The organism is Tenggerimyces flavus (assembly GCF_016907715.1).
In the GTDB taxonomy this organism is placed as follows: Bacteria; Actinomycetota; Actinomycetes; order Propionibacteriales; family Actinopolymorphaceae; genus Tenggerimyces; species Tenggerimyces flavus.
On the sequence record NZ_JAFBCM010000001.1, the window covers coordinates 521,255 to 541,570 of the forward strand.

The 20,316-nt window shown below is 68.9% G+C and carries 18 protein-coding genes; 5 read left to right on the top strand and 13 right to left on the bottom strand.

The window, feature by feature from the left end; genetic code table 11:
- The first annotated feature begins 16 nt into the window (after positions 1–16).
- Together wecB and JOD67_RS02615 are read left to right on the top strand one after the other, a co-directional pair.
- The gene (gene wecB, locus JOD67_RS02610) at positions 17–1,159 is read left to right on the top strand and encodes a non-hydrolyzing UDP-N-acetylglucosamine 2-epimerase (RefSeq protein WP_205114597.1); all 1,143 of its coding nucleotides are present in this window, start codon (positions 17–19) and stop codon (positions 1,157–1,159) included.
- 450 nt (positions 1,160–1,609) lie between these two features.
- Positions 1,610–2,812 carry a choice-of-anchor P family protein gene (locus tag JOD67_RS02615; RefSeq protein ID WP_205114599.1) on the top strand — a complete coding sequence of 401 codons (1,203 nt, stop codon included), beginning with the start codon at positions 1,610–1,612 and terminating at the stop codon, positions 2,810–2,812.
- Positions 2,813–3,853: 1,041 nt separating this feature from the next.
- On the opposite strand, the gene ygfZ is transcribed toward JOD67_RS02615, so the two are convergent.
- The 3 genes from ygfZ to JOD67_RS02630 are packed head-to-tail and all read right to left on the bottom strand — an operon-like array spanning position 3,854 to position 5,791.
- Positions 3,854–4,831, bottom strand: coding sequence for a CAF17-like 4Fe-4S cluster assembly/insertion protein YgfZ (gene ygfZ, locus JOD67_RS02620; protein WP_239553698.1), 978 nt, complete (start codon positions 4,829–4,831; stop codon positions 3,854–3,856).
- 4 nt (positions 4,832–4,835) lie between these two features.
- Complete coding sequence (locus tag JOD67_RS02625) at positions 4,836–5,264, bottom strand: Fur family transcriptional regulator (RefSeq protein ID WP_205114616.1); 429 nt, start codon at positions 5,262–5,264, stop codon at positions 4,836–4,838.
- 20 nt (positions 5,265–5,284) lie between these two features.
- Complete coding sequence (locus JOD67_RS02630; RefSeq protein ID WP_205114618.1) at positions 5,285–5,791, bottom strand: heme-binding beta-barrel domain-containing protein; 507 nt, start codon at positions 5,789–5,791, stop codon at positions 5,285–5,287.
- A gap of 217 nt (positions 5,792–6,008) precedes the next feature.
- On the opposite strand from JOD67_RS02630, the gene JOD67_RS02635 reads away from it, so the two are divergent.
- Together JOD67_RS02635 and JOD67_RS40995 are read left to right on the top strand one after the other, a co-directional pair.
- A complete protein-coding gene (locus tag JOD67_RS02635) occupies positions 6,009–7,127 on the top strand; it encodes an LCP family protein (RefSeq protein ID WP_205114620.1) in 1,119 nt (372 codons plus the stop codon).
- An 84-nt stretch (positions 7,128–7,211) separates the two neighbouring features.
- A complete protein-coding gene (locus JOD67_RS40995; RefSeq protein ID WP_275577041.1) occupies positions 7,212–7,343 on the top strand; it encodes a hypothetical protein in 132 nt (43 codons plus the stop codon).
- A gap of 155 nt (positions 7,344–7,498) precedes the next feature.
- Here JOD67_RS40995 and JOD67_RS41650 read toward each other — a convergent pair whose 3' ends face one another.
- Positions 7,499–10,468 (bottom strand): helix-turn-helix transcriptional regulator, encoded by a 2,970-nt coding sequence (locus JOD67_RS41650; protein ID WP_205114622.1) that lies wholly within the window; start codon positions 10,466–10,468, stop codon positions 7,499–7,501.
- A gap of 163 nt (positions 10,469–10,631) precedes the next feature.
- On the opposite strand from JOD67_RS41650, the gene JOD67_RS02645 reads away from it, so the two are divergent.
- Positions 10,632–11,444, top strand: coding sequence for a calcium-binding protein (locus tag JOD67_RS02645; RefSeq protein WP_205114623.1), 813 nt, complete (start codon positions 10,632–10,634; stop codon positions 11,442–11,444).
- A 337-nt stretch (positions 11,445–11,781) separates the two neighbouring features.
- On the opposite strand, the gene JOD67_RS02650 is transcribed toward JOD67_RS02645, so the two are convergent.
- The 9 genes from JOD67_RS02650 to JOD67_RS02690 form a co-directional block, all read right to left on the bottom strand.
- Entirely contained in the window at positions 11,782–13,314 is a 1,533-nt protein-coding gene (locus JOD67_RS02650; RefSeq protein ID WP_307782252.1) for a sugar transferase, read from the bottom strand.
- A gap of 170 nt (positions 13,315–13,484) precedes the next feature.
- Positions 13,485–13,796, bottom strand: a complete 312-nt coding sequence (locus JOD67_RS02655) for a DUF1416 domain-containing protein (RefSeq protein ID WP_205114631.1) — start codon at positions 13,794–13,796, stop codon at positions 13,485–13,487.
- On the bottom strand, positions 13,793–14,644 hold the full coding sequence (locus tag JOD67_RS02660) for a sulfurtransferase (protein WP_205114633.1): 852 nt from the start codon (positions 14,642–14,644) through the stop codon (positions 13,793–13,795). The genes JOD67_RS02655 and JOD67_RS02660 overlap by 4 nt, the downstream gene beginning before the upstream one ends.
- Positions 14,641–15,123 carry a DUF4395 domain-containing protein gene (locus JOD67_RS02665; RefSeq protein WP_205114635.1) on the bottom strand — a complete coding sequence of 161 codons (483 nt, stop codon included), beginning with the start codon at positions 15,121–15,123 and terminating at the stop codon, positions 14,641–14,643. The genes JOD67_RS02660 and JOD67_RS02665 overlap by 4 nt, the downstream gene beginning before the upstream one ends.
- A gap of 879 nt (positions 15,124–16,002) precedes the next feature.
- The gene (locus JOD67_RS02670) at positions 16,003–17,406 is read right to left on the bottom strand and encodes a glycosyltransferase (RefSeq protein WP_205114637.1); all 1,404 of its coding nucleotides are present in this window, start codon (positions 17,404–17,406) and stop codon (positions 16,003–16,005) included.
- A gap of 173 nt (positions 17,407–17,579) precedes the next feature.
- A complete protein-coding gene (locus tag JOD67_RS02675) occupies positions 17,580–18,029 on the bottom strand; it encodes a TlpA family protein disulfide reductase (RefSeq protein ID WP_205114639.1) in 450 nt (149 codons plus the stop codon).
- 27 nt (positions 18,030–18,056) lie between these two features.
- Entirely contained in the window at positions 18,057–18,986 is a 930-nt protein-coding gene (locus tag JOD67_RS02680; protein WP_205114641.1) for a nucleoside hydrolase, read from the bottom strand.
- A gap of 21 nt (positions 18,987–19,007) precedes the next feature.
- Positions 19,008–19,712 carry an anti-sigma factor family protein gene (locus JOD67_RS02685; protein WP_205114643.1) on the bottom strand — a complete coding sequence of 235 codons (705 nt, stop codon included), beginning with the start codon at positions 19,710–19,712 and terminating at the stop codon, positions 19,008–19,010.
- Complete coding sequence (locus JOD67_RS02690; RefSeq protein WP_443734241.1) at positions 19,709–20,299, bottom strand: sigma-70 family RNA polymerase sigma factor; 591 nt, start codon at positions 20,297–20,299, stop codon at positions 19,709–19,711. The genes JOD67_RS02685 and JOD67_RS02690 overlap by 4 nt, the downstream gene beginning before the upstream one ends.
- Positions 20,300–20,316 lie beyond the last annotated feature (17 nt).

A 20,316-nucleotide genomic window follows, 5' to 3' on the forward strand; every position in this document is an offset into this window, starting at 1 on the left:
CCGAAAGGGACCGAAAGTGCGACGCGTCATGATCGTCTACGGGACGCGTCCCGAAGCCGTCAAGGTGGCAACGCTGATCGGCGCCCTCCGTCAGGCGCCCGATCTCGAGCCGGTCGTCGTGGTCACCGGCCAGCATCGGCAGCTGCTCGACCAGGTCAACGAGCTCTTCGAGATCGTTCCCGATCACGACCTGGACATCATCACACCCCGCCAGACGCTCGCCGACGTCACCACCCGGGTGCTCACCGGGGCTTCCGCGGTGATCCAGTCGGTCCGGCCGGACGCGGTCGTCGTCCAGGGCGACACCACGACCTCGTTCGCTGCCGCGCTCGCCGCGTTCTACGAGAAGGTGCCGGTCGTGCACGTCGAGGCGGGCCTGCGTACGGACGACAGGTACTCGCCGTTCCCCGAAGAGGTCAACCGCCGCCTGACCGGCCGGCTGGCTTCGGTCCACCTCGCGCCGACCGCGACGAACCGCGCGAACTTGCTCGCCGAGGGCATCCCTTCGTCGGACATCGTCGTGACCGGCAACACGGTGATCGACGCACTCTTCGACGTGGTGGCGCGGCGTGCCCCGTACTCCGACCCCGCACTGGCGTCGCTGGTCGAGAGCGGGCGGCGGATCGTGCTCGTGACCACGCACCGCCGCGAGTCCTGGGGCGAGCCGATGCGGTCTGCTGTGGGTGCGATCGCCGACGTGGCCAGGAGCCACCCGGAGATCTCGGTCGTGCTGCCGTTGCACCGCAACCCGGTCGTGCGCGAGGTCGTCGAGCCGGCGCTCGGCGGGCTGCCGAACGTGCTGCTGACCGAGTCGCTGCCGTACGCGGAGTTCGCGCGGCTGATGAGCGACTCCGCTCTCGTCCTGACCGACTCCGGTGGGGTGCAGGAGGAGGCTCCGAGTCTCGGCAAGCCCGTGCTCGTCCTGCGGGAGAACACCGAGCGGCCCGAGGCCGTCACGGCGGGCACGGTGCGGCTGGTGGGGACGGAGCGGTCCACGGTGCGGACGGCTCTGCTGTCGCTGCTCGACGACGAGGCTTCGTACGCGCGGATGGCGACGGCGATGAACCCATACGGCGACGGGAAGGCGACGCCGCGGTGCGTCGCGGCGATCGCCGACCTGCTCGGGACCGGCTTCCGGATCGCCGACTTCGACGGCTGACCCACAGCTGACCCACGGCTGACTCCGGCGTGGTCTTCCGGGACACGCCGCTCCAAATGGCCTATCTCGGCCATTTCTGGTTCTATCGTCACTACCCTGGGCGACTCGCCCGAACTCCTCGGTAACCCCTCCCCCTGCGTAGCGAAACGCTCGCAGCATGTAGTCTTTCGGCTCCGGAGGGGGTTAGTTGCATTTTGGGCCAGAATGCCCCCTCAGGGCGACACGTCACGTGAATGCGTGATCACGTGTTGTACATGAGACCTGGATCTGGCTAGCATGCCGTCCGGCTTCGCGAACAGTAGGTGAGTTTGTGATTACCTACGGTGAGCTAGCTAGAACCCAACGGACCGACACCCTGATTGAGGGGGCTCGATGCATCTACGTACGGCCGGGCGCCGATTTGCTGGCGTTCTGGCATCCACCCTCGTGGGCGCTGGCACGCTGGTTGCGGTGACCCCTGCCGCCGCCCACGCGGCCGGCCCAGAGATTGGTTTCACGGCGTACGCCTATGGAACCAGCGTCTACAACGCCGACCGGTCGGCTATGTCCGGCCCGACGGCGTACGTCAGCCTTGCTTGCACGACGGCCCCGGGCAAGAAGGCGAAGAACAACTCGGCCGCCGCTGACCTCGGAAGGGTCGGCAAGGCCGGCGCTACGGTCACGACGGTCGACTCTTCCGAATGGGGCGACTCGCGGGCGACGAAGTCGACGTCCACGACCGCTGGCACCTCGTTGCTCGGCGGCATCATCCGCGCCAAGGCCATCACGGCCGAGGCGAAGGTGAAGTCGACGCCGGACGGCTGGAAGGCCGAGAACAAGTCCGTTCTCGCCGACCTCACCATCCTCGGCAAGAAGATCGACGCCGAGGTTGGGCCCAACACCAAGATCAAGGTTGCTCTGCCCGGCGTTGGCAAGATCGCCGAGGTGATCCTCAACGAGCAGCTGACTCGGACCAAGGCCAACGGCACGTTCGAGACGACCACGACGGCTCTGCACGTCAAGGTCCTCCCCAACAGCCAGCTGGGGAACAAGTTCAACGTCGACGTGACCATCGGCCGCGCTAACGCGCAGCTGACCCCGCCGGCGGTGGGCTACCTCGGTGGCCGCGGCTTCGCCACCAAGGTGACGCTGCTCGACAAGACCGTCGAGTCGGGCCCGACCTCCCTGGTCGCGGTTCCCTGCCTCGGTGGCACGTCGTCCAACCGGGTCGCTTCCGGTGACCTGGGCGGCATCGCCAGGGCGAAGGGCGCTGCGACGAAGGCCGAGGGCTCCGCGGGTGACCCCGCGAAGTCGCGGGTCGAAGCAGAGCTCGCCGGAGTGAACCTGCTCGGCGGTCTGATCACGGCAGACGCCATCAAGTCCGTCGCCACGGCGAAGCAGTCCGCCGGCGGACCGGTGGAGCTGTCGGACAGGGGTTCGAAGTTCGTGAACCTGCGGATCGGTGGCAAGCAGGTGCTCGACACCGACATCGGCCCGAACACCCGGATCGACGTGCTCGGTGTCCAGATCACGCTGAACAAGATCCGCAAGACGTCGACGAGCATCACGGTCACCCAGATCGAGGTCGTGATCAAGTCTCCGCGTCACGGACTGCCGGTGAACTCGAAGGTGGAGATCTCCTACGCCTCCGCCAGCATCCTGCCGGCACTGTAGGACCTTGCAGTACCAGTAACACCTCGTGAACGGGGGCGGCGCCTTTCGGGGGCCGCCCCCCTCGCATGTCTCCCCTTGGGGCTGCGGCAGCTGAGCACGCGAGGGCCGATCGGGATGAGCACGAAGACTTTTGGTCGCTATAGCGCTAATACTCTTCGCCCTAACGACGATGGCGACGGCCACCACCGGAGATGGCCGGGGTGTGACCGCGGCAGGTGAGTGCGTGAAGCTGAGCTGGTCATGGGAACGCGAGCGCCGCTGCTCGAACCGGGTCGCCACGGGGCACGGGTGGGCAGGCGCAGCCTGCCCTTAACGACCTGCGTCGGGCCGCCGAGAGGCTCAATGTCAAGGGTCAGGCCGGCCACGGCCTGATCTCGTGGCAATCAGCCCCCAGCCACGCAACAACACCAACCACGCAAGCTGATTGTCACGAGACGCGAAGCGCCCTTGACATTGAGGGCGGCCCATAAACTCCCGAGGCGACCCATCAGTAGGAGATCTCGACTCCGCACGCCGACAGCACCCCGCAGACAGTGCAGCTGCGCGGACGACAGCCGAGCGGGTGGCCGCTCCTCTCGTCGCGCGGAGATACTGGGCGGACCCCAGTCGAGCCGGTGGCCGCACACCTCATTGCGCGGAGGTGCTGCGCGCCAGCGTGGCGAGAGCTCTTCTTTGGTCAGCTCTTCACTGTTGCGACAGGCGCCCTCCGAGAGCTTGGAGCTCTCGGGGACTGTGGCGGCGTCCGAGTGTGGTGGCCGGTCCGGGGCGCCTCAAGGGCGCCTCTCCGGGGGCGCTTCGCGCAGGAGGGGAGAGACGTCGCTTCGCGACCGCGGAGCGGCCCTTGACCCACCCCGGACCGGCCACCAGTTTCAAACGCGCCGCCCCCTCCCCCCGGAACAGGTGTCCCGGAGGAGGTTCCTTGCTGCTGGGGCTTGCTGCGGTGCTCGCGTCGCTTGTGGTGCTTCCCCGGAACCCGTATCGCGGGCAGGTCTGCATGCTGCTTGGGTTTGTTGCCGTGTTGCGGTCTCTTGTGGTGTCTTGCTAGATCCTTGCTCGGACGTGAAGTCCGGCTTCTGGCGAGACCACCACTTCCTGGGCTGCTGCTACTCCTCCGGCCAGCAGCTCCACGTCTACCGGCACGTTTCGCTTCAGCAGCGCCAAGGCGATCGGTCCTAGGTCGTAGTGCCGGGCCGCTGAGGTCACGAAGCCCACCTCGCGCTCGTTCACCACCACTGGCGCGCCATGTGCCGGCAGGGTGTCCACGGACCCATCCAGGTGCAGGAACGTCAACCGCCGCGGTGGCTTGCCGAGGTTGTGCACGCGCGCCACGGTCTCCTGGCCCCGGTAGCAGCCCTTGTCCATATGCACCGCGGACTCCAGCCAGCCGACCTCGTTCGGGATCGTTCGGTGGTCCGTCTCCAGGCCCAACCGCGGCACCCGCGCCGCGATTCGCAGGGCTTCGTACGCCCACATGCCGGCCGGCGCTCCGAACGACAGCTCCGACGCCCGCGGCAGGAAGTGCTCGAATCCGCCCAACGAGTCCACGCCCGACCGCACCGGCCACGTGTCGCCCTCGACCGGAGCGGGCGTCCACGCCACGGCGAACTCAGCCGTACGGTCCGAGACCTCGACCCGCGCCATGAAGCGCATCTTGTCCAAGAACGCAACCACCGCCGGGGCCGCACCAGGCTCCAGGTGCATCCAGAACGTCGTCCCGTCGTCCACCGCGTAGTACGCCTGCTCCACATGCCCGTTCGGCGACAGCAACAATGCCGTCGTCGACGCGCCGGCGGGCAGGCCCAGGAGCAACTGGGTCGTCAGATTGTTCAACCAGTCCAGCCGGTCCGGCCCCGAGACGGTCACGACCCCGCGATGCGACAGGTCGACGAAACCCGTACGCGACTCCGCGAGCGCGCGCTGCTCCCGCATCGGGTCGCCGTAGTGCGCGGCGACGCCGGCGTCGGGGGGGTCGGCGGCAACGGCGCCGGGGAGGGACAGCAGCGGACTGGTCACACCCAAGACTCTACGTCGCAGGCTCGCAACGGTCGCATTCACCAAAGACCGTGAGATGGCGCACGTCCGTACGGAACGCGTACTTCGACTCCAGCACCGACACCAGCGGCGCCACATCCACAGGCTCGACCTCGATCACGCGGTCGCACCCCCGGCACACCAGGTGGGCGTGGTCCGGCGCGGAGCCCGGGTGGTACGTCGGCGCCCCGTGCCCGAGGTGGGCGTGCGTGACGAGCTGCAGCCCCTCGAGCAGCTCGAGCGTCCGGTACACCGTCGAGATGTTCACGCCCTGCGCCTTGCGGCGGACCTCGGTCAGCACCTCTTCGGGCGTCGCGTGCCCCAGCTCCTCGACCGCCTCCAGCACGAGCTGGCGCTGCGGCGTGAGCCGGTAGCCACGGGCTCGCAGCTCGTGCTGCCATTCGGTGTTCTCGGCGCTCATCGTGTTCCCCACCTTACGGCTTACGGCGCGTCCGCCCGCTCGAGCTTCGCCCACAGGTGCGGCTGCAGGGGTTGCCCGACAGCGGCCATGTCGTACGCGTACATCAACGCACCGTCGACCAGTCCGTACAGGCGCTTGCCGGCCGTGTACTCCTTCGCGCTCTTCGTCCGCGCGACCAGGTCCGTGTCGATCTCGATCTTGGCGCCCTCGATCGATCCGTACCAAATCTCGGCAAAGCCTGTCGGGTGCGCGAGCACGACCTCGAGCTCGTTCTCAGGCCGCGGCCGCCAGAAGCCGCTCTCCATCGCGAGCGGGCGGACGGCCGTGCCCTCGGCGTCGAGCAGCCACGTGCGACTGGTGTAGAAGAAGAACGGCTTGCCGTTCTGGCTGAACACGATCTCCTGGCCGTACTCGAACTTCTCGATCGTCGGATAGTCCCCGTGCCCACGGCCTTCCCACCGCCCGAGCAGGAACGCGATCGGCGCGCAGTCGGGGTGCAGGTCGGCGGGGATCTGGAACGGTGCCATCACGATCCGCTGCCCTTGGCGAGGCGGTACAGAACGGCAACGGCGAGACCACCGACAGCGAGAACGGCGACGATGAGCAACGCCGCGGTCACGGCTTCGAACATGCCCGCGAGTCTACGGGCGCCCCGGTGCCAACTGGGGACAACCAACGCGCTTTGGAGTGCGTCAGTCATACTGGACCACCGCAATCCCAGCCGCGCCTAGGACGTTAGGGAACATGAGCTACGACGACAAGACGGAGTACGGTCTCCGCTCGATCACGCTCCGCGAGGACGAAGAGCCGCCCCAGCAGGCGCCTCGTCGCCGTAAGCGACGCAAGGGCACCCGTACGGTCGTGGTGATCCTCGTCTCCCTGGTCCTGCTGCTCGGCGGCGGGCTCGTACTCACCGGCTTCCTGTTCTCGGAGAAGCTCGGCAACCAGGTGGACCGGATCCCCGACGCGTTCGACATCCCCGAGGCTGACCGGCCGCAGAAGGTGACGGGCGCCGGCGCGGGTGCGATGAACATCCTGCTCGCCGGCAGTGACCGCCGCGCCGAGGTGGGCACGACCGGCGAGGGTGCTGGCGACGCGTTCGAGGCCAAGGGCCAGCGCAGCGACACGATGATGGTGTTGCACATCGCGGCCGACCGGAAGTCGGCGTACCTCATCTCGATCCCCCGGGACAGCTGGGTCGACATCCCCGGCGAGGGCAGGAACAAGCTGAACGCCGCGTACTCCCTCGGCGGACCGAAGCTCTACATCCAGACCGTGGAGAAGATCACCGGGCTGCGGATCGACCACCTCGCGGTGATCGACTGGAACGGCTTCAAGGCGCTGACCGATGCGCTCGGCGGCGTGTCGATGACGTTCGACAAGGAGGTCCGGGCGGCGAGCGGCGCCACGTTCGGGCCGGGTACGGAGACACTGACCGGCGAGGAGGCGCTCGACTACGTTCGCGAGCGCAAGCACCTGCCGGGCGGGGACTTCGACCGCATCAAGCGGCAGCAGAACTTCCTTCGCTCGTTGATGAAACAGACCCTGTCGAACGGGACGATCACCAACCCGGTGAAGCTGACGAACGCGATGAACGCGGTGACGCAGAACCTCTCGGTCGACGACAAGTTCACCACCGGCGAGATGCGTGACCTGGCGATCGGGATGCGCAACCTGCGCGGCAGTGGCGTGACGTTCATGACCGTGCCGACCAAGGGCACCGGCATGGAGGGCTCGCAGTCGGTGGTCTACCTCGACGAGGCGAAGGCCCGCGCGCTGTGGAGCTCTGTGCGCTCCGACGACATCGCGACCTGGCTGGCAGAGCACGGCAAGGACGAGGTGCTCGGCGACAAGGTCAAGTAGGCGGGCGGCTTCCCAGCCGGTGCCCAGAGTTTGTGCATCGGCGTTGGCGATGGTGGTGGGACATCGCCAACGAGGGGAGCACCCATGCGCAAGGTCATCGCTGCCATCTTCGCCGTCGCCGGTCTGCTGGGCGGCCTGGCCGTCGGCCAGTCCGCCGCGGTCGCCGAGGCACCGCCGCCGCGGGTCGTGTCCAACCACAACCAGGTCCTGCTCTAGGCCGCCAGGAGAGTGGCTGGCCGTCCGTTAGCTCCCGAGCGACTCCCCCGGTGAGGGCGAATGATCATGTTTACATGATCATTCGCCGCTCTACGTGGGGTACACGCCGCGTAGAGCACCCACTCACCAGGTAAAGCGGCGTCGGTACCCAGCCGTCAGGCGTCGCCTGCCTGCTGGGGGGCGAGGCCTGCGTGGTGGCCGATGCGGGCGGCTTCCTCACGGCGCGCGACGCCGAGCTTGCGCAGGATGTTCGAGACGTGGACGCTCGCCGTCTTGGCCGAGATGAACATCGCCTCGGCGATCTGGGCGTTCGTCCGCCCGGCCGCCACCAGGGCCAGCACCTCGACCTCGCGCGGCGTCAGGCCCAGGTGGGCCGCGACGTCGGGCGTCGGGGCCGCCGGCTCCGCGCGGTCGAGGTCGACGCGTTGCCAGCGGGCCAGCAGCCGGATCTCCTCCAGCAACGGTTCCGCCCCCAGCTGCCGGGCCAACGAGCGGGCGCGGCGTAACGACACCACCGCCGCGTCCGACGATCCGCCCAGCGCGAAGACGGCCTCCGCCTCCCGCCAGGCCGCGTACGCCTCCGGGTACGGATGCCCTGCCAGGGCCCACGCAGCGGCGGCCTCGGCCCACGCCTGCGGGTCCGGCGAGCCTGACACCCGCGTACGTTCGGCCCGAGCCTGCGCGGCCACGGCGAGCGGCTCCGGCAGGGACCCCGCCCCCACGAACGGATCAGGCCGCATCAGAGCCGCCCGCCCAGCCAACAACCGCCCTGCCTCGAGCGCGCCAGAGGAAGCGCCCCGATCAGCCGCGTCCGCGTAAGCCCGCAACCCCAGCGCGACCAACGTCCCGGCGAAGCGCTCCTCGTCCGACCCCTCGACCAGCGCGAAACCCTCCTCCACCGCCAAGACGGCATCGGACGTACGCCCCTGCCACACCGCGAGCGACGCCTCCTCCTCGAGCAGCCCGCGCCGGTACGCGTCCGGTCCGCCGTGCGGCGGCAGCAGCCGGCGCAGCGCGGCCAACCGGTCGACCGCGACCGAGAACTCGCCCCGCGCCGTCGCCAACAGCGCACGCTGGTGCAGCACCGGGAAGGCCCGGATCCCCCGCGACCCCAACGCCTCCGCCTCGGCCAGCAGCACGCCCGCCTCGGACCACCGCCCGGCCTTGATCATCGACTCGGCCGCGTTCGCCTGCAGGAAGCTGCCGTCCTGCCGTTCCAGCCCCACCCGGCGCGCGTCCACGACCCCGGCGAGGCACACCTCGATCGACTCCTCGTACCGCCCCACGACGCCGAGGATGTGCCCGAGGTTGATCGACGCCGCCATCAGCTCGTCCGGGCTGTCCATCTCCCGCGCGATCCGCAGCGCGTCCCGCAGGTAGCCGACGCCCTCGTCGACGCGGCCCTGGTACACGGTCACGACGCCGAGCGCGTTCAACGCCCAGCCCTCGTCGCGCCGGGCGCCGACCGCGCGCGCCAGCGTGATCGCCTCACGGCTCGACTCGACCGCCTCGTCGAGCCGGGACCAGGCCATCGCGAGCATCGCGAGGCCAGCGCGTACGCGGGCGCGTTCGGCCGTCGGCGGCTTCTCCGGCAGCAGGTCGAGCGCCCAGTCGTACGCGGCGTATGCCTGGTCGTAGTGGCCGGCGTAGAGCTGGTAGCCGCCGAGCCGTTCCGACAGCTGCGCCGCGCGGTACGGGTCCGCGAGCACGTCGACGCGGGCAATCGCCTCGCGGGACAGCTCGATCGCCTTGCCCTCCTCGCCGACCAGGTTCGCCGCCTGCGCCGCGTGCGCGAGCACGGTGACGCGGTCGAGCGGGACGATGCGGTCGGCGTCAGGTACGCGGTCCCACAGCTCCAGCGCGCGGGTGAGTTGGTCGAGCGCGTTGCCGAACGCGTACACGCTCTCCGCCGTGAGCCCGGCCTCGACCGCGCTGCCGAGCGCGCGTTCGAGGTCGGCCGCGGCGTACCAGTGCTCGGCGATCTCCCCCGTCGTCGCCCACTGGTCGGCGGCGCTCAGCGCGGGCTCGTCGGTCAGCAGCTGGGCCAGGCTGCCGTGCAGGAGCTGCCGTTCCGCGGGGAGCAGGTCGTCGTACGCGACCTCGCGGTACAGCGCGTGCCGGAACTCGTACGACATCCCGACCGGCGTCAGGATCTGCGAGTCGACCGCTGTCCGGATCGCGTCCATCAGCGCCCGGTCGTCGAGGTCGGCGATGCGCGCGAGCAGCTGGTGCTGGACCTGGTGCCCCACGGCGGCGGCGATCTGGAGGACCTGGCGCACGTGCTCGGGCAGCGCGTTGAGCCGGCTCGCGAGCAGGTCACGCAGCGTCGGCGGCAGGCCGGCGTCCGGCGTGCCGGCGAACGGCAGCAGCGTCTCGCTGAACAGCGGGTTGCCCTCGGACCGGTCGTACACCGCGTCGATCACGTCGGCGTCGGCCGGCGCCGCGAGCAGGCCGGACAGCAGGGCGGCGGTCTCCGTACGGGACAGCCGCGGCAGCTCGATCTCCTCGACGTGCGGCAGCCGGCGGAGCTCGGCGAGCCAGTTGCGGAGCGGGTGCGCGCGGCCGAGCTCGTCGTTGCGGTACGTGAGGACGAGCAGCACGCGGCCCTCGGTCTGGCAGCGGGCGACGTACCCGAGCAGGTCGAGCGTCGACCGGTCCGCCCAGTGCAGGTCCTCGGCGACCAGGACGACGGGCTTGTCGGCGCCCAGCCTGGTCAGCAGCGCGAGCACGGACTCGTACAGCCGGGACTGAGCCGTCGGGCTGACCCGCGCCTCGAGGCCGGGGATGACCGCGGTCGCGTCCTGGTCGTCGGCGAGCAGCCGCGCGAGGTCCGCCGGCCAGTCGCCCGCGGACGAACGATGGAGGGCGCGCAGCGCCTGGATGATCGGGGCGTACGGCACACCGCCACCGCCCAAGGGCAGGCAGCCGCCTACGAGGGCCTGGACCTCAGCTTTCGCTGGGTCGGCCAACAGCTCGGAGACAAGCCTGGTCTTGCCTACGCCCGCCTCGCCGGCGACGACAACCGTCGACGGCGTACCTTCTGCAGCCCGCCCGCATGCCCACCGCAGCACTTCCAGTTGAGCCTGTCGACCGACGAACGGCGACGGCCCTTCCGGGACTGCCACGTGTCGATTATGCCTGCAATTCGTGCTGGCGGCCTACGAATAAGGCGATGGCGGCGTGATCTAAGGCACTGCGCCTCATGTGGGGGTGGGTGCGGCCTTCCTAGGTTGATGAGTGCCGGGTGAACCGCTCGGCGACACGATCTTCGAAGGGGAGGAAACCACCGTGGTTTCTCAGGTTGGGCTGTTTCGGCGGGTCATTCGGCCGGCCGTGGGGGCGGCGGCGGTTGCCGCGCTTGCTCTGGTGACCATCGGCGGCGCTCAGGCCGCGGTGATTCCGGGAACGCCGGGTCAGGACGTCCACAAGGGCCTGGACACCGACAACGCTCAGAACACGTTCATCCAGCCGCCCGGCGTGGCGGCCAAGCAGCACCTGGACAACACCGACGTGGTGTTCGGGCGCGGGTCGAACGACCTGCTGATCGGCAAGCTCGGCAGCGACGTGCTGGTCGGCAACGAGGGGCACGACATCCTGATCGGCGGCCGGGAGAACTTCACCGCGCCGAACAGCGACGTCCTGATCGGCGACACCGGCAGCGACATCAACATCTGGGCGCCGGGCGACGGCAGCGAGGTCTTCGTGGGCGATGAGGACGCGAACCGCAAGGACAAGGACTCGATGATCTTCGCGCCGTTCGTTCTCGGCAACAACGGGTTCGACCCGAAGCTCGTCTACGCGTACGGCCGCACGATCCCGCGCGTCGACATCAGCAAGAAGCCGCAGTTCAGCTGCAAGATCGAGCGGATCCCGGCGGCGCAGAAGGACGGCGCTCAGTTCGTGGTGCGGTTCTCGGCCAACGGCAACCTCGCGGTGACCGTACGGCAGAAGGACGTCGAGCAGGTGTTCTGCCCGTCGCCGACGCTGGGCAAGGTGAAGTTCGCCTACCTCGACGGCCCGCATCCGACGACGTTCAAGGAGATCTGGATCAAGGACATCGGCAAGAACACGCTCGGGGCGATTCTCGCTCCGCCTGCCTAGTCCCAGCCCGCCGATGGCCATGAACGTCTACCACTGCGATCGATGTGACGAGGTCTACGCGATCGTCATACCGATCGCGGTGGGAGCGATGAGCGAGAAGCGGCGGCTCGAGGTCGATCAGGAGATCGAACAACGCCTGGCTGCTCACTTGGTCGCTCGCCACGCCGACGACCTGGAGCTGGAGGAGCGGGAGTAGTCCCGGGGGTCCGCAACCAGCTTCGGCAACGGGGAATCACGGGGGGAACGGCCACGGGGGTGGCAAGTAAGGGGGGAGATCAACGTCGGTGTCGCAGGCCGCGACGACACCGACGTTGATCTGTTTGTGCCCCCAGGGCGCCTAGTAGGCCCCGTCGCGAGCCAGCACGGCGCGGACGGTCTTGAAGAGGATCACGATGTCGGTCGAGAGCGACCAGTTCTCCACGTAGTACAGGTCGAGGCGGACCGAGTCCTCCCAGGACAGGTTCGACCGGCCGGACACCTGCCACAGACCGGTGATCCCCGGCTTCACCAACAGCCGCCGGCGGACGTCGTCGCCGTACTGCTGGACCTCCGACGGCAACGGGGGCCGCGGGCCGACCAGGCTCATCTCGCCGCGCAGCACGTTGAACAGCTGCGGCAGCTCGTCCAGCGACAGCCGCCGGATGATCTTCCCGACGCGCGTCACCCGCGGGTCGTCCTTGATCTTGAACAGCACGCCGTCGTGCTCGTTCTCCTCCTGCAGCTTGGCGAGCTTCGCCTCGGCGTCGACCACCATCGAACGGAACTTGAAGCACGGGAACTCCTTCCCGTGCACCCCCACCCGCGTCTGCCGGAACAGCACCGGCCCGCGGTCCCCGACCTTGATCGCGACCGCGATCAGGATCAGCAGCGGCAGCGCGATCAGCGTCAGGATCGAGCCGGCGACCCAGTCCGACGCCGCCTTCACCAGCCGGCGGGCGCCGACGAAGTCGGGCTCCTCGACGTGCAGCAAGGGCAGCCCCGCCATCGGGCGTACATGGATGCGCGGCCCCGCGACGTCGGTCAAAGCCGGCGACACGACCAGATCGACGCCAGCGCCCTCCAGCGACCAGGACATCCGGCGCAACAGCCGCGACGAACGGCCGGGCAGACCAGAAACGACCACGGTGTCGGCACCCGACGCCGCGACCGCGGCGGCTACGTCGTCGAGCGCGCCGAGGATCGGCAACCCGCCTTGGCGCAGGTCGTCGCCCGGCTCCTTGGACAGGTGCGGGATGCAGGCGCCGACGACCTGGAAGCCCATCCGCGGCTCGCGCTGGATGACCTCGAGCGTCTCGCCGACCTGCGCCGGCATGCCGACGAGCAGGACCCTGTGGGTGAGGTGGCCGCGCTTGCGCTGCCGGTGCAGCCAGCGGCGCGTGACGTACCGGCCGATCAGCAGCAACAGCGTCCCGAGCGGGAACGCGACCGCGACGAAGCCGCGGGCGAGCTCGATCTTGGCCAGGTAACAGACGATCGCGACCAGGCCGGCGGCGAGCACGCTGGCACTGACGATGCGCTTGAACTCGTCAGCGCCGGCGCCGAAGATCCGCGGTGAATAGCCACCGCGAGCGGCGATCACGCCCAGCCAGAAGACGGCGAGGACGACGGCGACGACGGAGTACGGCACGCCGCCCAGCGCGCTGCCGCGCCAGGCACCGGCGATCTCGTTCTCGTTCGGGCCGAACCGCAGCGCCTGAGCGGCGATGACGGCGATCCCGATCAGCGCGAGGTCGAGGACGGCGACGCCGCCCGCGAACCAGGCCATGCCGTGCGCCGGCTTGAGCTGCTTGGGTCGTGGGGCGGGCGTGCCGGGTAGGGGTGAGGCCGGGCTGGCAGCCCGGTCGTCTTCCAGATCCCTCAGCGTTACCACGTGACACCCCGACAGTCGCCCTGAACGGCCCTGAACAGCGCGGCCCAGCATAGGGCCGAATCCGCCCATCACCGAACGGACCCCTGGGTTATCCACAGGCCCGGAGAAGGGCGACGTCCCCGCACCGGACCGGTGCGGGGACGTCCTGCCTGCCTGCCGTCAGCTGGAAATCAGCTGATCGCCAACTCCACGTTCGCCACCTTGCCGAGCTCCGCGACCACGGCGGAGTCCGCCGGCGAGGCCTTCGGAGCGAGCGCCCGTACGGTCCACGTGCCAGGCGCGGCGAAGAAGCGGAACTCGCCGCCGTCGTTCGTCGGAACCTCGGCCGCGAACTCGCCCGAGCCGTCCAGCAGCCGGACGTACGCGTTCGGCACGGGGACCGAGTCACGCCGTACGACGCCCTGGATCACGGCCTGCGAGTCCACGTCCACACCCTTCAGCGAGGCCCCACCCACGGGGGCCGCGCAACCGTCAGCGGTCATGAGGCGGCTCCCGGCTCGTCGCCCAGCACGACCGGCACGCCCACGAGCGAGCCGTACTCGGTCCAGCTGCCGTCGTAGTTCTTCACGTTCGGCTGGTCGAGCAGCTCGTGCAGCACGAACCAGGTGTGCGACGACCGCTCGCCGATCCGGCAGTAGGCGATGGTGTCCTTGTCGAAGTCCACGCCCGCGTCGCCGTAGATCGTGCGCAGGTCGTCGTCGGAACGGAAGGTGCCGTCCTCGTTCGCCGCCTTGCTCCACGGCACGCTCACCGCGGTCGGGATGTGGCCGGGGCGCTGTGCGGACTCCTGCGGGAGGTGCGCCGGAGCGAGCAGGCGACCGGCGTACTCGTCGGGCGACCGGACGTCGACCAGGTTGCGCTGGCCGATCGCGTCGACGACCTCGTCGCGGAACGCGCGGATCGCGAGGTCCGGGTCCTGCGCGGTGTAGTTGGTCGCCGCGCGCTGCGGGATGTCCTCGACCAGCTCGCGGCTGTCGAGCTCCCACTTCTTGCGGCCGCCGTCGAGCAGCTTGGCGTCCTGGTGGCCGTACAGCTTGAAGTACCAGTACGCGTACGCCGCGAACCAGTTGTTGTTGCCGCCGTACAGGATCACCGTGTCGTCAGGGCTCACCCCGCGCTGCGACAGCAAGGCCTCGAACTGCTCCTTGTTGACGAAGTCGCGGCGGACCTGGTCCTGCAGGTCCTTCTTCCAGTCGAGCTTGATCGCACCCTTGATATGGCCCTTGTCGTACGAGGTCGTGTCCTCGTCGACCTCGACCAGCACGACCTTCGGGTCGTCCAGGCGCTCTTCCACCCAGTCGGCGGAGACGAGTGTGGCGTCACGGCTCATGCGGAGACCTCCTTGCTTGGCGACGAATGCAGAACGCGGCGGGCGAGCAGGTAGATCTCGCAGCCGAGGCAGAACCCGAACGCCGCCTGCAGGAACGCGGCGACGAGGGCGAGACCGATCACGACCGCTCCGACAACGGTCGCTCCGGACAGATAGGCCACGAGGCCGACGATGGCGAAGGCCAGCCCGAGCGTCTGCGCGAACCTCGGCGGGGCCTCCTCCTCGAGCTCACGTGGAGGTTGCAGGCGGGGCCTGATCAGGCCGGCGTAGAGCAGGCCGTATGGGGAGTTCTTGGGGCCGAGGAACGCGCCGGCGGCGAACACCAGCGCCTGCAGGGCGAGGATGATCGGGCTGGCGGTGATCAGCACGACCGCGAGCACGACGACGGTGATGCCGGCGGCGAACCGGGGACCGCGGGGGTCGAGCTTCCCCTTGGCGGTGATCGCCGGGGTGGTGCTGGTGCTCGTCTGTTCGGACATGGCTCTCCTGACGACTGCGGGCAGGGGAAAGCGCGCGCTTTCTGGCGGGAAGCGCGGGAGACGGCCGAACTTTGTGCTTGGTGCTTAGCGCAGCGGCGCTGGCCGTCCCGTCAGAAGGGGCGACACAGGCAGGTGGCCGTGCGGCAGTTGTCGACCGCACGCCGCTTGGTCAGGAGGAACGTCCGGAACACCGGGCGCCCTGAAGTCGTACGCAGCACGTTGTCCAGGCTACGGACAGCACGCCACGGTGTCACGGCTGTCTCACTGGATGGGACGCCGTCTCGGATCCTGGTCGCTTGGCACCTCTGTGGTTGGGCCGGCTGTCCGTGATCATGTACGTGATCATGAAGGGAAACCGGCGTATACGAATGGTTTGTCTTCATGATCACGTTCATGATCACCGCCGGGGTGGGTGGGGCGGGTTGGATGAAGGTGCCCTTCATCCAATGCCGGTCTCTTCTTGGCGAAGCTCTTCTGGTTCTGGTGCTGTCTTGGTGCGGTCCTCGATGAGAGCTCTTCTTGGGGTCGGTGCTCTTCGGGGACTGTGGCGGCGGTCGATGGTGGTGGCCGGTCCGGGGCGCGTCAAGGGCGTCGCGGCGGCTTCGCAGAGGGGCGACGTCGCTTCGCGACCGCGTTGCGGCACTTGACTCGCCCCAGCCCGGCCACCTGTTTTTCACGCGCCGCCCCTGCCCCCCGGAACAGGTGTCCCGGGGGAGGTTCCTTGTTGCTGGGGTTTGTTGCCGTGCTCGCGTTGCTTGTTGGGGGTCCCACCGGCTTCTTGTGGTTTCGATGAAGCCGGGTGGTTCCGTCCCCGCTGTTTTGAATGAAGGGCACCTTCATTCAATAGGTTCGAATGAAGGTGCCCTTCATTCAAAACCTCTAGGCGATGAGCTTGGCCTTGGAGGGGCGGAAGCGGCGGCGGCGGCTTTCTCTCGTTGCCGAGGCGGCTCGACGCACCGCTCTGCCGTACACCGTGGTCATCAGCTCGGCGAACTCGTCCGGCGTGTTCGTCCGCGCCAAGTCGCGTGCAGCCTGTCCGAGAGCCATTCGGCGTTCCGGATCCGTCAGCAGCTCCGTCAAGGCCTGCCCGTACTCAGCAGGATCCGAGCTGGCCAAAACCCCAGCCGCCGCGATCGGGCTCGAGGCGTGCAGAGCCGGGTCGGCGAGCAACGACGGCAACCCAGCCAGGGCAGCCTCCTGGACCACCAACCCCTGCGTGTCCGTCATCGACGGGAACGCGAAGACATCCGCGGCCGCGTAGGCGCGTGCCACCTCGTCGGGCGACAGCTGGCCGGTCAGCACGGTCCGCTCGGCGATTCCGGCCTTGTCGAGCAGGCTCTTGACCCAGCCCTTCTCGTACACAGCGCCGACCATCACCAGGCGCGCGGTCGGCACCTTCTTCAACACGTGGCCGAACGCCTCGGTCAGGGTGTCGATGCCCTTCTCGCGGTTGACCCGGCCGACGAACAGCACCATTGGTTCGTCCAAGCCCACGCCGTGCTCGTGCCGGAACGCCGAGCGCGACGCTGCCGGCACCTCCGGCAGGCCCACGCCAGCGGGTGCGATGTAGATGCGATCCGCCAGCAGTGGCAGGCCGCCGCAGCGGTTCAGGATCGCTGGGGTCGGGACCAGGACCGCGTCGGCGTCGGCGAAGAGCAGGGCTGTGCCCGTGTCGATGACCGAGCGGCGGCGTTCGTCCTTGTTCGGTTGCTTCTCGTACTTCAGCTTCGGCGCCGACAGCCGCATCGCGTAGCAGCCCATCACGGCCTTGAGGACCGACGTGGGCAGCCGGTACGCGTCGGCGTACGCGGGCAGATCGGTGTGGTAGTGCAGCACGAGCGGCAGCCCGAGGCGCCGGGCGGTGAAGATGCCGAGCAACCCAATGGGACCGGGCGTGTGTACGTGGACCACGTTCGGCAGCCAGTGGGCGATCTTCTCGACGTGCTTGCTCCGCGGCCACTGGGCGATCCGGAACTGCGCGATCCCGATCGGCACCGAGGGGATCTGCAGCAGGTTCTTGTCGTCCTTGGGCAGATCGGGGTGCCGGGGCACCACGAGCAGGCTGGAGTGACCGAGGGCGTCCATCGCGCCGGCCAGCGTCTGCAGCACCGTGACGATGCCGTCTCGCCGGGGCAGCCAGGTATCGGAGAAGTGCGCGACACGAAGCGTCGGCGGGGCCTGGGCCGCGACCTCGGCAGGCGCTTGGGTGGTGGATGAGGTGCTGCGAGCGCCCCTCAGCGGACGTAGCACCCGTCGCGCGCTTTCCAGCGGGCGGATGACCATGGACCGGCTCCCTATGTCGCCTGTCGGCCTTGTCTAAATGCATTCCCATCCGGAGCCGTTATGAACTCCGAGCGTCACTCTGGCACGAGTCCGCGTGCATATGGTGGACCAGACCATAGGTCAGACGAAATCGGGGATCCCCCGGATCCCTGATTCTTTACGTATGACTTTCGTCAGGTCAGCGGCTCGACGGCCTCGCCGAGGGCGGCGAGCACGGCCTCCCTGCGTGGGGCCCCGGAGGCCCGAGCAACCACCTGACCTGCGGCGTTGAGCACCAGAGTGGTCGGCGTACGCATCACGTTGAGGCGGTTGACGAGGTCCAGATGGTGCTCCGCGTCGAGCTCGACATGAACGACGCCGGGAACGATTTTCGCCACGCTCTGCAACGTCTGACGAGTGGCGCGACAAGGGGCGCAGAACGCCGAGGAGAACTGCAGCAGCGTCGCCCGCTCCCCCAGCTCATGACCGTCCAGGTCCTGAGCGGAGAGCGTCTCCGCTTGAGCCTTCTCCGGCTCCTCGGCCTTGGCGGCGCCACGGAACCACCCGTCGTACCGGCGCTTGAGCAGCCCCGCACCGGTCGCGACGACGAGCGCGACGGCGAGCACGATCAGGCCGGTAGTCACGCTTTCGAGGGTACGACCCCCACCAAATCACCCATACGAAGCGACCGACTCCACGATCAGGTCGAAGAACCCTTCCACGTCCAGCTCCATCGCCACCTGGGCGTTCGGCTCCAGCCCGGTCCGGTTGCCGAAGTCGACCACGGTCGCCCCGCGGGTGAACTCCCCCGCGGTCTCCACCGACACGTACGCCGGCACGCACCGCACCAGCGCCGGCGAGATCACCCGGGCCAGCGTGATCGGGTCGTGCAGCGGCGGCGCCGGAAAGCCCTCCACAGCCGAGTACGCCGAGGCGAAGAACGTCATCAGCTCCACGCACATCGACGCCACCGGCGTCCCCAACGCCTCGAGCCGCGCGACCACCTCGGGCGTCACCAACGCCTGGTGGCTGGTGTTCAGGCCGACCATCGTCACCGGCAGCCCCGACGCGAAGACGATCGCCGCTGCCTCGGGGTCGACCCAACTATTGAACTCCGCGTACGGCCGCACGTTCCCGCGCCCCGTCGACCCGCCCATCAGCACGATCTCGCCGATCCGCGGCAGGACCTCCGGGTACGTCGTGAGCAGCGCCGCGACGTTCGTCAACGGCCCGGTCGGCACCAGCGTCACCGGCGCAGGATGCGACAGCAACACCCGCCGCATCAGCTCGACGGCCGGCTCGGACACCACGTCCACCGACGGCGCGGGCCACGAGGGCCCGTCCAATCCGGACTCGCCGTGGATCTCCGCCGCGACGTGCAGCTCGCCCGAGAGCGGACCCGAGGCACCCACCGCGATCGGCACCGAGATCCCCGCGACCGTGCACACCCGCCGGGCGTTCAGCGTGCACTTCTCCAACGTCTGGTTGCCCGCGACCGTCGTCAACGCCAGCAGATCGATCGAGGGATGCGAAGCGGCCAACAGGATCGCGATCGCGTCGTCGTGCCCCGGATCGCAGTCAAGGATGATCGGTGTGCCCACCCCAGAACCCTAGGCACCCGGCTAGGTCTCGATCGTCACCAGCTTCTTGTAGCCGTGCGCCAGGACCTCGATCCGCCCAATCTGGTCGGCCGGCAGCCAGACGCCACTGGTCCAGCGGACGCCGGCCTTGTACGCGACGCGGTAGCTGCCCGCGTCCCAGAGCTTGCCGTCCTTGTCGTACACCCGGAGCGCGCAGACCTCGCCCAGCGTCAGGCCCGTGCCCTGCATCTCCAAGCGGAGTTCGGTCCCCCAGGCAACGGGGTTCATCGTCAACTTCGCGTTGACATTGGTCGTCGCGTTGTCGGCCTGGAACGTCCGCGGTGGCGAGGTGAAGTTGCGGGTCGGTGTCGGCGCGGCCGTCGTGACGGTGACGATCTTCTCCGGTGCCAGCGCCCGACCGGCAGCCAGTCCGCCAAGCCCCAGGGCCAGCACGGCGACGGACGCCGCGGCGATCATCCAGCGCGACCGACGGGCCGACCGGGCCCGTTCCGCGCGCGCCGTCTTCAGCACGGCCCGCAAGCCCGTCTCGCTCGGCACCGGCAGGCCGCGCTCGGCCTCCTCCGGCGTCACGAGGGACAGCAGCTTGGGCAGGCCGGCGATGTCTTCGTACAGGGCTCGACATTCAGCGTGTCCGGCGAGGTGCTCCCGTACGGCCGCCGCTTCCGTCGGATCGAGCGCCCCGAGAACGTACGCGCCGAGCGCCGCGCGAACCTCCGCGCAGGTCATAGCGCCACCTCCGGGGTCATGCCGCGCTCTTCCAGCAACAGCTTGAGCTGGCGCAGCGCGTAGTACGTACGGGATTTGACTGTTCCGGGCGGTACGCCGAGCACCGACGCCGCCTCCGCGACCGATCGGCCGCGGTAATACACCTCAACGACTACCTCTCTATGGTGCGGGGCGAGCTCTGCGAGGACTTCCATGACCTCCCAGGCGAGCATCGCCTTGTCTATCTCGTTGCCGTCGGCCGGGACCACACTCAGCGCGTCCTCCCCGACCTCGTACGGTCGGGCGCGCCGGGCACGTTCCCCATCGACGACGATGTTGCGGGCCACGGTCGCGAGCCAGACTCGCAACGATCCCCGGGCGGGATCGAGGGACTCCGGATGGCGCCAGGCTCGAAGCAACGTCTCTTGGACAACGTCCTCCGCGCGCTGGCGATCCCCACGAACCAGCCGGAGTACGTAGCCGAGCAACGGTCCGGCGTGCTCTGTATAGAGCTCCCGGATCAACTCCTCGTCTGCGGTCGCTCCGGACAACGCAGCCGAACCCACACCTTCCTCACGGTCCCTGGGCCTGTTCGGTTCATCCGGCACGCGCCCGATCGTAGGTC